Annotated in this window: 11 protein-coding genes; 3 read left to right on the top strand and 8 right to left on the bottom strand. The window is 70.9% G+C overall.

The genetic code is table 11. The features are described from left to right. Positions 1-48: 48 nt before the first annotated feature. Positions 49-1,317, bottom strand: coding sequence for a cytochrome P450 family protein (locus tag ACX9I7_RS18505; RefSeq protein WP_387571019.1), 1,269 nt, complete (start codon positions 1,315-1,317; stop codon positions 49-51). Between the two features lie 154 nt (positions 1,318-1,471). Further along, complete coding sequence (locus tag ACX9I7_RS18500; RefSeq protein WP_459387932.1) at positions 1,472-5,320, bottom strand: type I polyketide synthase; 3,849 nt, start codon at positions 5,318-5,320, stop codon at positions 1,472-1,474. 411 nt (positions 5,321-5,731) lie between these two features. On the opposite strand from ACX9I7_RS18500, the gene ACX9I7_RS18495 reads away from it, so the two are divergent. After that, complete coding sequence (locus ACX9I7_RS18495; protein ID WP_387571025.1) at positions 5,732-5,878, top strand: DUF6191 domain-containing protein; 147 nt, start codon at positions 5,732-5,734, stop codon at positions 5,876-5,878. A 103-nt stretch (positions 5,879-5,981) separates the two neighbouring features. On the opposite strand, the gene ACX9I7_RS18490 is transcribed toward ACX9I7_RS18495, so the two are convergent. Both ACX9I7_RS18490 and ACX9I7_RS18485 read right to left on the bottom strand, forming a co-directional pair. Then, entirely contained in the window at positions 5,982-6,731 is a 750-nt protein-coding gene (locus tag ACX9I7_RS18490) for an SDR family oxidoreductase (RefSeq protein ID WP_387571028.1), read from the bottom strand. Positions 6,732-7,910: 1,179 nt separating this feature from the next. Then, complete coding sequence (locus ACX9I7_RS18485; RefSeq protein WP_459387931.1) at positions 7,911-9,041, bottom strand: FAD-dependent oxidoreductase; 1,131 nt, start codon at positions 9,039-9,041, stop codon at positions 7,911-7,913. 664 nt (positions 9,042-9,705) lie between these two features. Between ACX9I7_RS18485 and ACX9I7_RS18480 the strand changes: the two genes are divergently transcribed. Then, positions 9,706-10,104 carry a YunG family protein gene (locus ACX9I7_RS18480; protein WP_459387930.1) on the top strand — a complete coding sequence of 133 codons (399 nt, stop codon included), beginning with the start codon at positions 9,706-9,708 and terminating at the stop codon, positions 10,102-10,104. Between the two features lie 108 nt (positions 10,105-10,212). Here the strand turns inward: ACX9I7_RS18480 and ACX9I7_RS18475 are convergent, their stop codons facing one another. After that, positions 10,213-10,998, bottom strand: coding sequence for an amidohydrolase family protein (locus tag ACX9I7_RS18475; protein ID WP_459387929.1), 786 nt, complete (start codon positions 10,996-10,998; stop codon positions 10,213-10,215). Positions 10,999-11,086: 88 nt separating this feature from the next. Between ACX9I7_RS18475 and ACX9I7_RS18470 the strand changes: the two genes are divergently transcribed. Then, the gene (locus ACX9I7_RS18470; protein WP_387571038.1) at positions 11,087-11,449 is read left to right on the top strand and encodes a MerR family transcriptional regulator; all 363 of its coding nucleotides are present in this window, start codon (positions 11,087-11,089) and stop codon (positions 11,447-11,449) included. A gap of 381 nt (positions 11,450-11,830) precedes the next feature. Here the strand turns inward: ACX9I7_RS18470 and ACX9I7_RS18465 are convergent, their stop codons facing one another. The 3 genes from ACX9I7_RS18465 to ACX9I7_RS18455 form a co-directional block, all read right to left on the bottom strand. Next, on the bottom strand, positions 11,831-12,343 hold the full coding sequence (locus tag ACX9I7_RS18465) for a hypothetical protein (protein ID WP_387571041.1): 513 nt from the start codon (positions 12,341-12,343) through the stop codon (positions 11,831-11,833). Between the two features lie 160 nt (positions 12,344-12,503). Beyond that, positions 12,504-13,133: a hypothetical protein gene (locus ACX9I7_RS18460; protein ID WP_387571044.1), complete on the bottom strand. Its 630-nt coding sequence runs from the start codon at positions 13,131-13,133 to the stop codon at positions 12,504-12,506. A 19-nt stretch (positions 13,134-13,152) separates the two neighbouring features. Further along, a complete protein-coding gene (locus tag ACX9I7_RS18455; RefSeq protein ID WP_459387928.1) occupies positions 13,153-13,497 on the bottom strand; it encodes a DUF6980 family protein in 345 nt (114 codons plus the stop codon). Between the last annotated feature and the right edge of the window lie 364 nt (positions 13,498-13,861).

The following is a 13,861-nucleotide window of genomic DNA, read 5'->3' as shown; positions in this document are numbered from 1 at the left end:
GGCGCAAGGCGCCGGTGCGCCCGGCCCCGGCCCGCCCCGGTGCCCTGGTCAGTCGACGCGCAGCGGCAGCTCGCTCACCCCGCGCACCGAACCGGCCCGCCAACGGAGCTCGTCGGCCGGCACCGCGAGCCGCAGCCTCGGGTAGCGGCGCAGCGCCGTGGCGAGGGTGATCTCGACCTCGAGCTGGGCCAGCCGGGCGCCGATGCAGTAGTGCAGTCCGTAGCCGAAGCCGAGCTGCTTGGCGGTCGCCGTCCGGGTCACGTCGAATCGGTCGGGCTCCGGCCAGTGCCGCGGATCGCGGTTCGCGGCGGCAACCCCGAGGACCACGTAGGAACCCTGGGGGATCGTCACACCACCGATCTCGATGTCCTCCAGGGCGTAGCGGTTCAGGCCCGGGTTGACCGGGCCCTCGAAGCGCAGCACCTCGTCGACGGCGCCCGCCAGCAGCGAGGAGTCGGCGCGCACCGCCGCCAGCTGGTCGGGGTGGCGCAGCAGCGAGAGCACCGCGCTGCTGATCAGCTGGGCCGAGGTCTCGTAACCACCGAAAAGCAACAGGCCGGCCATGCTGACCAGTTCGTCGTCGGTCAGCCCCTGCCCGTCCTCCGGCACCTTGGCGAGCTCGCTGAAGAGGTCGGGCCCGGGTTCGGCGCGACGGGCCGCGACGAGCGAGCGCACATAGGCGTCGAAGGCGTCCAGCGCCTCGATCGTCCGGCGGGCGGCCTCGTCGTCCGGCACGAAACCGCCGAGGACGCGCGCGGCGGTGCGGAACAGGTCGGCGTCCGAGGAGGGCACGCCGAGCAGCTCGCAGATCACCGTGATCGGCAGCTGGTTGGACACCGTCTCCACCAGGTCGAACTCGGTCTGCCCGGCGAGGGCGTCGAAGAGTTCGTCGGTGATCTCCTGGATCCGCGGGCGCATGCCCTCGATCCGCTTGGCGCTGAAGGCCCGGACGACCAGTTTGCGCAGCCGGTCGTGGTCCGGCGGGTCGAGGTTGGCCATCGCACGTCCGAGCAGGGCGCTGGTGCGCAGGGCCACCTGCCAGCTCGGCGGCAGCGGCTCGGGCGGCAGCACCTTCGCCAGACCGCGGGCGAGCTCGTTGCTGAGCCGGGGGTCGGCCAGCGCGGCCATCACCTCGTCGTAGCGGGTGATCAGCCAGCGCTCGGTGCCGTTGGGCAGCTTCACCCGGTGGACCGGGCCGGCCTCGCGCAGCCGGGCCAGCTCGGGGAAGGGATCGCGGGTGAACTCGGCGTCGAGCTCGTGGACGGTGGGGGCGGCGCCCGCGAGGTGCGGGCAGCTCGCCCGGTCGGTCTCTGACACGGGAATCCTCGTCTGTATCGGATCGGTCGGGGTCGGTCGGGTTGGTCGGCGTTTGAGCGAGGGGAATCGCTTCGGCGGTGGAGGCGGCCGGGCGATACGGGCGGGCCGGGCGGTACTGGCGGTGGGTGGGCCGAGGGCGCGGGGCCGGTTCGGGCTATGCCACCGCGTCGAGGTGCGCGCTCAACCGGTCGGCGAGGGTGGCGGCGTGCGCGGGGCCCAGGGCCGACCAGTGGTCGCCGGGCACCGGCTCGACCCGCACCCCGCCCTCGTACAACGGGGCGAGGCGCCGGGCGAGCTCGGCGCACACGGCCTCGTCGGCCGCCGCCTTGAACAGCACCAGGTCGCACGGCGCGGGCCGGGGCCGGTGCCGCAGCATCGCGGTGAGGTTCGCGTTGTGGACGCGGACGAGGTCGGACGCGCCGGCGGCCGTCGGGGCGGCGGGGCCGCCGCCACCGAGAAGCCTCGAACGGCCGCGCTTGACGCCGGCCTCCAGCTGGAAGGACAGGGCTTGCTTCAGCCAGCCCGGCAGGGTGGCGACCGGTCGGCCGCCGGTGTCCGGCAGGTAGCCGTCGATGGCCAGCAGCAGCTCCACCCGGGCACCTTCGGCGGCGAGCTGACGACTCATCTCATGGGCCACCATCGCGCCGAACGACCAGCCTCCCAGCAGGTAGGGACCGTCCGGGCGGGCACGGCGCAGGACGCCGATCTGGTGGGCGGCGATCTGCTCCAGCCGGTACAGCGTGCGGCGCCGGTCGCGCATCCCGGGCGATTCGATGCCGTAGACGGGACGAGAGCCGTCGAGCGCGGCCGCCAGGTGGCGGTAGCTCAGGGTGCCGCCGTCCGACGCCGCGATCAGGAACAGCGGGGCGCGCGGGCCGCCCTCGCGCAGCAGGGTCAGCCCCGGTACGTCGGGCACGGTGGGGCCGGCGTTTCGATGGGGGCTGGCGGTGTCCGGTGTGCGCTCCCGCACCATGGCGACGAGCTGACCGAAGGTCAGGGAGGTGGCCACGGCGGCGGCCGGAACCCGCACCCCGGTCCGCGCCCTGACCTCGGCCAGGAGGCCCACGACCATCAGGGACGATCCGCCCTGCTCGTAGTAGTCGTCCCCGTCGAGCACCGAGTCGGTCCCGAGGGAGGCGTGCCACACCTCGGCCAGCTGCCGGGTCAGGTCGTCGGAACGGTCCGGGCCGGCCCCGGGCTGCTGCCGCACGGCGGTGGCGATGCGCACCGGCGCCTGCCCGTCCGGGACGGTCCCGGTCCGGACGGTCCTGTCCCCGAGGGCCCCGCCCCCGACGGGTGCCTCGCCGGCGACCTCGGCCCGGTCCCGGTGGAGGGCGGGACGACAGCGGCTCCCACCCATCGGATGGGGCGGCAACGACACCAGCCGACCCCGCCCGCCACCCGGACGCACCTCCTCCCAGGGCACCTCCACCCCGCTCTCCCACAGCCGCCCCAGCCCCCGCAGCACGGCGGACTCCTCCCGCTCCGGGTCACGGCCGAGCAGGGGCACGGCCGTGACCCCATCGGCCCGCGCCCCCGCCGCACCGCCGCCGACGGCCTGCCGGCTCAGCCCGTCGCCCGGCCCGAGCTCCACCAGGACCCGCGCGCCCCCGCCGGTCAAGGTGCGCAGCCCGTCCGCCAGCCGGACCGTGCCCAGGAGCTGCCCGGTCCAGTAGGCGGGGTCACCCACGGTGGCCGGTTCGGCCCAGCCGCCCGTCAGGTTGGAGACGAACGGCACCTGGGGATCCCGGTGCGCGGTCCCGGCCACCGCCCGGCGCAGCACGTCGGCCGAGGAGGCCATCGACGACGAGTGGAAGGCGTGCCCGGTCGTCAGGAGACGCCCTTCGACGCCCTGCCCGCGCTGCGCCACGGCCAGCTCTGTGATCGCCCGCACCGAGCCGGAGAGGACGACGTGGTCGCCGCCGTCCACGGCGAGGGACACGTCCGGGCCGAGCAGGGCCGCGGCCCGCTCCGCGTCGATCCGCAGCGCCAGCATCCGTCCCGGAGGGGCCTCGTGCATGGCCCGGGCGCGCTCCCAGACGACACCGAGCGCGTCCGCCGGGCTCCAGACCCCGGCCACCGCGGCGGCGGTGTACTCGCCGACGCTGTGCCCGAACAACGCGGCCGGACGCACTTCCCAGCTCTTCAACTGCCGGGCGAGTCCGTAGCCCAGGACGAACAGACCGAGCTGCTGGTGCCTGGTGTCGGCGAACCACTCCGCTGGGGTGGCCGGGTCGAGCACGGGCGCGAGGTCCACGCCGAAGCGGCGCCGCGCCTGCGCGCGGAGGTCCTCGAACACGTCCCGGAACACCGGCAACAGGGCGTACGCCCCCCGCCCGTACCCCGCCCGGAGCGCGCCCTGGCCGGGGAAGAGGAAGGCCGTCTCGGGATCCCGCCCGGCGACCGCGGACCGCTCGGCCTCGCGCAGCCGCCGCGCGGCCGTGGCGGGCCGGTCGGCCACCACCGTCACCCGGTGCCGGAACCGCCGCCGGGCGGCGAGGGTGCGGGCGACATCGACGAGGGCGGGGACGGGGGCGCCCGACGCGTCGAGCGGTTCGCCAAGCCGACCGTCATGCTGACCGTCAAGCCGGTCGGCGAGCCGCTCGCGCAGGGAGGCGAGTGCCTCGGGCGAAGACGCCGACAGGCACAGGACGGCCGGCTCCGCCACCGACTCACCCACGGACGTCCCGGCCGACGGCGGCGCCTCACCGAGCACCAGGTGCGCGTTGGTCCCGCCGACCCCGAACGAGCTCACCCCGGCCAGCCGCGGCCCTTCGCTCACCCAGGGCCGCAGCTCCGTGCTGATCCTGAACGGGGTGGTGTCCAGCTTGAGTTCGGGGTTGGGGCGCTCAAAGTGCGGGGTCGGCACGAACTCGCGGTGCTGGAGCATCAACGCGGTCTTGATCAGCCCCGCGACTCCGGACGCGGCACCGGTGTGACCGATGTTGGCCTTCGCGGCACCGAGCAGACAGGGCGCATCGCGGCCCTCGCGGCCGGTTTCCGTCCGGTACGCGGCGGTGAGCGCGGCCAGCTCGACGGGGTCGCCCACCCGCGTCCCGGTCCCGTGGGCCTCCACATAACCGATCCGCTCCGGCTCCACCCCGGCCTGGGCCAGCGCCAGCTCGATCACGTCGCGCTGCCCGGTCACCGAGGGAGCGGTGAAGCCGATCTTCTCGCCGCCGTCGTTGTTGACCGCCGAACCGTGGATCACCGCGACGACCCGGTCCCCTTGCGCCAGGGCGTCGGACAGCCGCTTGAGCACCACCACGCCCACGCCACTGCTGCTCACCGTTCCACTGGCGGAAGCGTCGAAGGGCCGACAGACACCATCGCGGGACAGAATGTTCCCGTCCTGGTACAGATAGCCCCCGGCCTCCGGCAGCCGCACCGTCACACCCCCGGCCAGCGCCGTGTCGCACTCGTAGCCGAGCAGCGCGCGACAGGCCTGGTGCACGGCGACCAGGGAGGTCGAGCAGGCGGTCTGCACGGTGACGGCGGGCCCGCGCAGCCCCAGCTTGTAGGCGACGCGGGTGGCCAGGAAGTCCTTCTCGTACCCGATGATCCGCATGGTGGCCCGAGCCGGGTCCGCACCGGCCACCGGCGGCGCGGCGGCGACGTCGCACCCGGCGTACACACCGATCCACCCCTCGGCCCGTGCGGGATCGACCCCGGCGTCGTCCAGCGCCTGGGCCGCGCACTCCAGGAACGCCCGCTGCTGCGGGTCGATCCCCTCGGCCTCGGACGCGCTGTACCCGAAGTGCTCCCAGTCGAACCGGTCACCGTCGGCGATCACACCACGGGCCGGCACGAAGTCGGGGTGGTCGGCCAGCGCCGGGTCCACCCCCGCGGCGAGCAACTCGTCCCGGCCGAACCGGCTGATGCTGTCCGTACCGTCCCGCAGGTTGCGCCAGAACTCCTCGACATCCCGGGCCCCGGGAAGACGGCAGGACATTCCGGTGATCGCGATCGCGTTTTCCAGGACCGTCGCGTCGTCAAGGCTCATCGGCACAACCCCTCTCCGCAGCACACGCGTATTCGCCTGCTGACGTCCTGGGACGCTAGCCACGGACGATCTATGGAAGATCTACGAGAAGTTGACGCACACCAGGACAGCCACTACGCGAGCGGTGCGCGGCGGTTTTCGACGGACGCCTCCGCACGGGTGGAGTGAGCCATCAGCCCCGTTCCCCACCGGTTGGAACGTGAGTGCGACGACTGACGTTGTCAGCTCATGATGCGCTTGCTGACAAGCCCGTTCGTGGTGCTGATCGTGGTGATACCGCTGTTCGTTCTGGCAGCCGTCCAGTACGTCGTCCGGCAGGCTCGGCGGCGGGGTTGGCTGCCAGGCCGCTCCAGGGAACGAGAGTGGGGGAGCCGGGGTATGGGTGCCACGGCGACTGAGGAACTGCATGCCTTGATCTATCCGAGCAAGCGGGCCCAACTGGAACAGCGCCGCATCGAGTTGGTGCTGCGGGACGACGAGCAGGACGGCGCGCCGCGGAGAGCCGGGATCGACCTCGACGCCGGGGTGGCACGCCTTCAGCGCCACGGGCCGGCCTGATGCCCCGATTTTTCATCCCTATCGGCGGGCCAGGGCTGGGCAGAGCCGGGTGGGTTTCGACGTACGCGCCGGCGAGGCCACCGTCGGAGGGAGGTGGGAGCTGTCAGCGCAGGGTGTAGCCGCCGTCGGGGTAGAGCGTCGAGCCGGTCATGAAGGTGTTGGTGAACAGGAAGAGCACCGCGTCGGCGATCTCGCTCTCGGTGCCGGGCCGGTGCAGTAGGGCGTCGCGCTCGTACTGGGCGAAGCCGGCCTGGCGTATATGGGCGGGCCGCTGCGCCCAGAGGTTGCCGTCGACGGTGCCGGGCGAGACGACGTTGACGCGGACGGGCGCGAGCTCCACCGCGAGCCCGCGCCCGAGCCCCTCGATGGCCGCGTTGCAGGCCACATAGGCGGGTGCGGCGGCCGGGGGACGGACGCTCGCGGCGCCGGACATCAACACGATGGAGGCGTGGGCGGTCAGCTTCGCGGTCGCGTGCTTGACGGCGTGGTACTGCCCCCAGAATTTCGAGACGAAGGGGCTCTCGGCCTCGCTGTCGGTGAGCTCTCGCATGGGGCCCACCTGGTAGGAGGCGGCAGGAGTGAAGAGATGGTCGATCCGGTCGACGGAAGCGAAGAACGCGGCCAGAGAGTCCTGGTCGGTGGTGTCGACCACGCCCCAACGCACCTGCTCCCCGATCGACTTGGCCGCCTCCTCCAGCTTCCCGGCGCTCCGACCGCCGATCACAACGCGCGCCCCACCGGCGACTGCCCGGCGAGCAACCTCCAGCCCGATGCCCGATCCTCCACCGATGATGACGACGTCGCGGTCGGCGAGCGGGGCGGGGGTGGGCGTGGAGGCGGAGGGGGTGGTCATGCGGTTCGCCTTTCGGTGGGGCACGGACTCTGCCTGCCTGAACCCCACCGGTGATCGTTTCATTCCGGCACTCGGGCGCCGGCACGACCCGGTCCTGAACCGAACGGGCACACCCACAGGTATGAGCCTGGTGGCCGCGCGCCTCCCCGGCCAGAGCACGACGCCCACCATCGCGAGCCCACGGCGCTGCCTGCGTAGTTTCCCGATGCCGGGCATCGCCTGGCCGCGCCGAGCCGCTGTACCTGGGCTGCGGGCCACTTGCGACGCTGACTCGGGACGTCCCGCCTGCTCCTCTCCACCATGGACGACATCCCTCCCGGCCTGCAACGCGAAGTCGATGGCTTCCTCGCTCTTCCCACCGGCCGGTGACCCCGCCCGCCTCCGCACCATCTCGATGGGCAGCTCCGGGCGGCATGCGATAGCGACTGGCGTATCAGTGTCAGCTGTCAGCTGGACGGTCGCTTCGTAGCGGACCGCGAACTTGCCGTATCGCGTGGCTACGCCTCGGGTCTGCTTGAGAGCCGCCCGACCGGCATGCGATCCCGTGGCAGCCGTTGCACTGCCCGACGCCGATGCCAGGAAGTCGAGTAGCTGACGACCGTCCTTACTGCGAGCCTCCTTTCTCACCGCGCCGACGCCAAACCGCCATCGACGCGCAGCCCGCCGCCCCCGCGAGGCTGGTCAAGAGAACGGGGTTGACCGCCGCGGGAATGAAGTCGACTGGAGCGTGAATGTCGGAGACGCAGCGGGCCTCCAGCGGGAACCAACTGTTCTCCACACGGGGGTGAGGGGGCACGGCCGACGGGTCGGGGTCGTAGGGAAACCTCACCACCGGGCACCAGCCGGGCCAGGGGGACAGGAACATGGCCCCAACCCCCACTCCGTACGCCAGCACCGCGCAGCACCCACGCTCAGCCGCTCCGCGAGGAGGGTAGCCGTCGACGGGCCGTACTTCCGCAGCAACGCGACTAAAATTGCCCGCCCACCGGATGCGCCAGGGCGCGTAGCCCCTTTGCGGTTCTCCCAGCTTGGGGGCCGCCGATCAGCGATCGACGGCATTCGCTCAGGCGACCCGGAGGACGGCGCGGACGGCCTCCGTGGCCGACCTAGCGAAAGCGCCGAGAAGGCAGGGGCCGAGCGCGGGCGGTAAGGACGGCCCCGGTTCGGGGCTTGAGTGGCTCATCGGCCCTTCTCGCCGAGCATGTTGATCAGGCCGTGGGCTGTGTTGTCACCAGCGTCGATCCGGTGAACCTCGACACCTTCAAAGGCGGCGACCTCGGCGCTGCGGGGGAACATGGCCTGCTCGTACTCGGTGAGCGCGGCCTCGATGTCGTCGGGGTGCGCGGCGAGGGCCTTGCCGAGTTCGGCGCCGTCGAGCATGGCGAGGTTGGCGCCTTCGCCGTTCGGGGCCGCGAGGTGGGCGGCGTCGCCGACGAGGGTCACCCCCGGGACGCGGTCCCACCGGTGCCCGTCCGGCAGGGCGTAGAAGGGACGCAGGACCGGCGGGGTATCGCTCTCGGTGATCAGAGCGGTGAGCTCCGGCGCCCAGCCGTCGAACTCCGCCGCGATCCGCGCGGTGGCCGCGGCGGCATCGGTGAAGTCGATGGCGGTGAACCAGTCCTGCGGCTGGGACAGCCCCACATATACGTGCAGGGTGTCGCCCTTTTCCCGGTGGGCGAAGATCTCTTTGCCAGGCGTGGGAACGATCAGCGACCCGCCGCCGACGGCTTTCGCGACGGCCGGGTGCCGGGTGTCGGCGTCGAACAGGTAGGTCTCGACGCACGACGTGCCGGTGTACTGGGGTGTGGCGGTGGAGAGCAGCGGCCGGACCCGCGACCACGCGCCGTCCGCGCCGACCAGCAGGCTCGTGACGACGGTGCCGCCGCCGGCGAACGTCACCTCGTGGCGGCCCTCGCCGAGGGCACGGGTGCCGGTGACCTTGTGCCCCCACCGGACGGTGCCGGCCGGGAGCGAGTCGAGCAGGACCCGCCGCAGATCCCCTCGCTGCACCTCGGGGCGTCCCCCCGTGCCGTCGTCGGCTTTGTCGAACAGAACGGTCCCGTCCCGGTCGAGGACCCGCATCGCCTGGCGGCCCTCGAGGACGATGGCGCGGAACTCGTCCATCAGACCGGCCGCCTTGAGGGCGAGCTGCCCGTTGTAGTCGTGGATGTCGAGCATCCCACCCTGCGAACGCGCGTCGGGGGAGGGCTCCGCCTCGTAGACCGTGACCGGTATTCCGTGGACGTGCAGTACGCGGGCGAGCGCGAGCCCGCCGAGTCCGGCGCCGATTACCGTGACGGGAATGGGCATGGTGGCTCCTCGGGGTCGGGCCGCCGGGCGACTCCGGCCGGCCGTTTCTGCAAAGGTGCCGAACCCCTCCGACGAGCCATCGACATCGGACCGACAGCCCCGACATACGACCGACACCGCAGATCAGCCCCAGCAGCTACCGACACGCTGGCGCCAGCTTGCTGACGTAGTACGGCGTCACCGAGCGGTGCCGATCATGACGGCGGCCAGGAGGTGGGCAGTGCGGCCGGTCCGGACATCGAGGAAATCCCGGCCCTCGTTCAATGGGGCCAATAAGGACAGAGGGCCGGCCGGGGCCACCGTCGCTTGGACCGCTAGGGCAGCGCTACCCCGCACTGAGAGTTGACGATTTCGCTCTCAAACGCGGGCACGTCTACGCCACGATCCTGATCGACATCCAGACCGGGCGTCCCGTCGACTTCCTGCCCGACCACACGGCGCGCGGCCCCCTTGACCGAGGCTCGATCAACACCTGACACCGAGATCGTCTACCGTGCCCGCGCCAGCCGAGGCGCCTTCCCGAAAGGTTGATCAAAACCCCCGTGATCTCGCTGCCCGATGTGACTGCTCGACTCCTGTTCGAGGGCCTCTGTGAGTTCGGGACGGTCGTGAGACTGTGCCGTGTGCCGTCAGCGATGTCAGTGGTGGCTGCCATAGTGGCGGCATGGCCCCTTGGAATCTACTCGAGCTCGACAAGGCCCTGCGAGCCAGCTGGGCCGCCGACACCTGCTCGCCGGACAATCAGGCCGAGTGGCAGTCAGGCAACCCGGCCTGGGGGCACTGTGACATCACAGCCTTGATCGTCAACGACATATTCGGCGGCGACCTCATGATGGGCGAGGTGTACCTGGCCGAAACCCAGCAAGGCTTCCACTGGTGGAACCGTCTGCCCAGTGGGGTGGAACTCGACCTGACACGCGAGCAGTTCCAGCACGGACAGACCACCACGGCCGCCCGTGTCGTCAAGCGCCCGCGCGGCCCTCTGCCGCGCCGTTGGGAGGAGTACCTCCTTCTGCGCGAGCGCGTGGTCAAGCTCCTCGGCCCGATTCCGGAACCCGTCTGAGCTGATCCCCGTGGGCGCCGGGGATCACCGACAATCCGCACGCGGCCTCGACACCGCCACCGCGCCACCCACCAACTGGCCCAAATGCCCACGCAAGGCAGAGGACGCTCACAATCCCAGCAACCGGGCCGCGTTGCCCCCCAGCACCCGCTCCCGCACCTCACCGCTGGGCGTCACCCGCTCCACCATCGCGCGTGCCAGGACCGGGTCCCCGTACGGGGCGTCCGATCCGAACAACGTCCGTTCCGGGATCTCGCGGATCGCCAGCCGCAGGGCGAAGACGATGTTCGCCGTCGACAGCTCCAGATACATGTTCGGCGTGTCCCGTACGAGCTCGATGGCCGTCATCCAGTGCTGGCCGCCGACCTGGCTGACGACCAGGGGGACCGACGGGTAGCGGGCCGAGAGGTGGGCCAGTGTGTGGAGGTCGGGCTCTGTCGTGGGGGCGGAGCCGTGGACGACGACGGGCAGGCCGCCATGGTCGTGGGCCGCGCGCAGCACCGGTTCGACGATGGCCGCGCCGCCCGGCGGCGGGGTGAGTTCGCCGATGCCGTGCAGGCCCCGGCCGACCACATGCCGTGCCACCGCCTCGGCGATGTCTTCCGGAGCGGCGTCCAGCCGGACCGAGCCGAAGCCGATGAAACGGTCCGGGTGCGCGGCCAGTGCCGCGTCCAGTTCCTGCTGGGCGCGGGCGAAGCTGTCGGCCCCGTTCCCGGCGCCTTCGAGCGCGCGGTGCAGCACCGCCATCTCCCGGCGCAACCCGGCAAGGTCCGTGGCCCGCTCCGGGTGCGGGCGGGTGGGGAACAGCACGGCGCGGTCGACACCGGCTTCGTCCAGCAGCGCGACGTGGTCCGCCACCGGGTCGTGGACGTGGCTGTGCGCATCGATAATCATCGGGGTCTCCTGAGCCGTCGGTAGCCAGGAGACCAACGTCGCACCTTGTCATGGTGACAAGGTCAAACCAGGGGAGAGGGCGGGCGGAGTGCTCATCGGGGAACTGGCCGAACGCACCGGCATCAGCGAGCGGCTGTTGCGCCACTACGAGCGCGGCGGGCTCCTTCTGCCCGACCGGCTCCCGAATGGCTACCGCTGGTACGACGAGTCGCATGTGGAGACCGTGCGAAGGATCCGCGCCCTCCTCGCCGCCGGGCTGCCCGTCCGGACCATCCGTGCCCTGCTGCCTTGCACGGCCCCCGCAGGGGAAGTCGTGCACCCGTGCCCGGGGGTGCTGGACGCTCTGCGCTCCCGGCTGGCAGACCTCGACGCCCGAGCCGCCGAACTCGACGAAGCACGTGCGGTGCTGCGCGCGACGATCGCGGGGACGCAGCGCGTCGATGTCGCCTAGGCATTGGCTGTAAGGGCTCGCTCGACAGCGGTCGATCGGCCATGTCCCTGTCTATTCTTGAAGAGGGTTGGGCCGACGAGGAGCGGAGGCTGCTTGGGCGGGTGCTGAAGGAATGGCCGAGCGAGGCCCGGCAATTCCCGCCAGGCGTCGTGGGTGTCGTCACGTGTCTCCGGCCGATTCGCCGACGATGGGGGACCAGCGCAAGTGAGTGAACGCGCGTCCCGTACCCACGGACCAGGGCGTCCGCGCCAACGGCGCCGACGGTTTCTCGCGCGAGGCCGTAGCGGCTGTCGGCAGGTTGCGCCGCCCGTCACAACCGGAGCGAAAGCCACGTACGAATCCGCGCCGAAGACTTGTGGCTGCCGCGGCCTCGCCGACACGCTATGCCGCCAGTTCGTACGCTTCCAGCCGCTTGATCATGCGACGAACGATCAGCAGCGGGATCACCCCGAAGAAGCCGAACGACATGTCGAAGAGCTGCCAGTAAACCGGAATCCCGCGGATGTGACCGCAGATCAGCGCCAGCGGCACAATCGCCCCGCAGGCGATCATTCCGAATTCGACGACCCAGATATTGCGGACAGGGTCACGGTACGGGCCGTAGAAGGCAATGGCGATGACGAGGTGCGCGAAGGCGAGCCAGTCGGTGCCGTAGAGCACGAACGGGTACTTGCCGTCCGTCGCCTCAAGTCCTTCCCGTACCCGGCCGATCCACTCCATTAGTCCCGGCAGCCATTCGGGAATGGGCGAACCGTCGGATCTCAGGGCCTCGTCCACCCATCGCATTTCGGTGACCAAGGGAAAGGCTGTCAGTCCGCTCAGGGCGAGGCCCACGATAAAGATGACCAGCCAGATCCGAATACGACGCCGGAGCACCGTCTCTTGCCCGTTCATGATCAGAGTTTACGCCTCGCTGATCGCCCGGATATTCCAGGGGCGGGGGTGGCGGCTCGGTCACGGTCGGCTGCTTTCAAACGCTCGCTGCCGGGCCGCACCAGCACTCTCCTGGGCCCCCAAGCGCCATGCCGCCCCCGAGGGCCGCCGGCCATATCTGTCAGTCGAAGTACACGACCAGCCGGACGCCGTCGCCGCCGAAACGGTCGGCCAGTGCCCGCATGACCGCGAAAACGTGCTCCCAGCCGGTGCCCGGCCCGAGGACGTCCCGGCGCGTGAAACGCTGGTAGGAGAACTTCGTCGTGCCGGAGGCCCACTCGCCGTACGGCGCCCCGAGCGGGTCGGCGCCCATGGGAGGCGTGCCGTGCCGTTCCACGAATTCTGCCGGCCACTGGTCACGCACGACGTAGCGGGCTTCGATGTACGGTGTGCCGCCCTCCCGCACGATGAGGACACCATGAACGCCTTCGGGGGAGAGGTCCAGCTCAGCCTGGTCCAGTTCCTCCCAGCTCACCCAGGTCGGGCTGTTCACTGCCGCATCGAGGGCCTGGGCCTGTTCGAATTCCTCGCGTATGGCGGTGGACGCGTCGGCGGGTAGGCCCCGGTCTGCCGCGAGAGGCTCCCAGCCCATGTAGTCGCGGACGCCGAAGAGGCAGCCGAACGCCGCGTAATCCTGCCCGGAGTACAGCGGGGACAGGTCCATCGCACGCTGCCACGGCTCCCACTCGTACCAGTCTTCGTCGGCGCACGGGTGCCGGACCTCGATGCAACCGTAGATGTCAGTACTCACAGCGGGCCGTCAAGATGTCTCAGGGGTGGTCGGGAGCGCTGTCGGTGCGGTGGTTGCGGGGGAGTGAGTCCAGCCAGCGGGCGTCCTGGAACTCCGCAGGGACCTCGTCTTCCCATGGATCGATCCCGCGGCGTTCCAGTTCGTCGTACCATCGCTCCCTCTGTGACTCGGGAAGACGGCGTCCGCACCAGGGGCAGAACTCGATGATGACGCTCGCCGTGCCACCGTCGTGGATGATCAGGCCGTATTCCTGGAACTTGGTGCTGAAGCCGATCAGCGTGTCCGGGCAGGTGTAGACGTCGTCGTGCTCGTGGCAGCGTACGTCGACATGGCTGTTCATCGCCTCGCAGCAGTGGTTGGTCATGACCTCGGCTTCTCTTTGATCGGTGACATGACAATAACAAGCGCTTCCGGGCGTCGGACGGCTGCCATAAAGCACCAGAAATCAGTCGAGTGGGCGGTGTAAGCCTCGCCAAACCGACAAAGGGCTCTCATGGACCGATCATCAGCACCAGGGCATCGACGCCACCAGCCGTCCCCGGCCGTGTATGCCGGTGCCGGGTGCGGAGGTGCTGACGGCCTCCGGTATGCGAAGGAGTCCAGCCTCGCCCCGAGGATCACGTACTGCACGTACTGGTCGACGCCCTGGCCGACCAGGTGATCAGGCGATCAGCCGGCCAGACGACCGTCAGCGCAGCGGCTGCGGGTGGTGATCCGGCAACGAAAAC

It is taken from the genome of Streptomyces sp. L500, assembly GCF_054551825.1.
The sequence above is the reverse complement of the archived record's forward strand: the minus strand, read 5'-3'. Positions and strand labels throughout refer to the sequence as shown.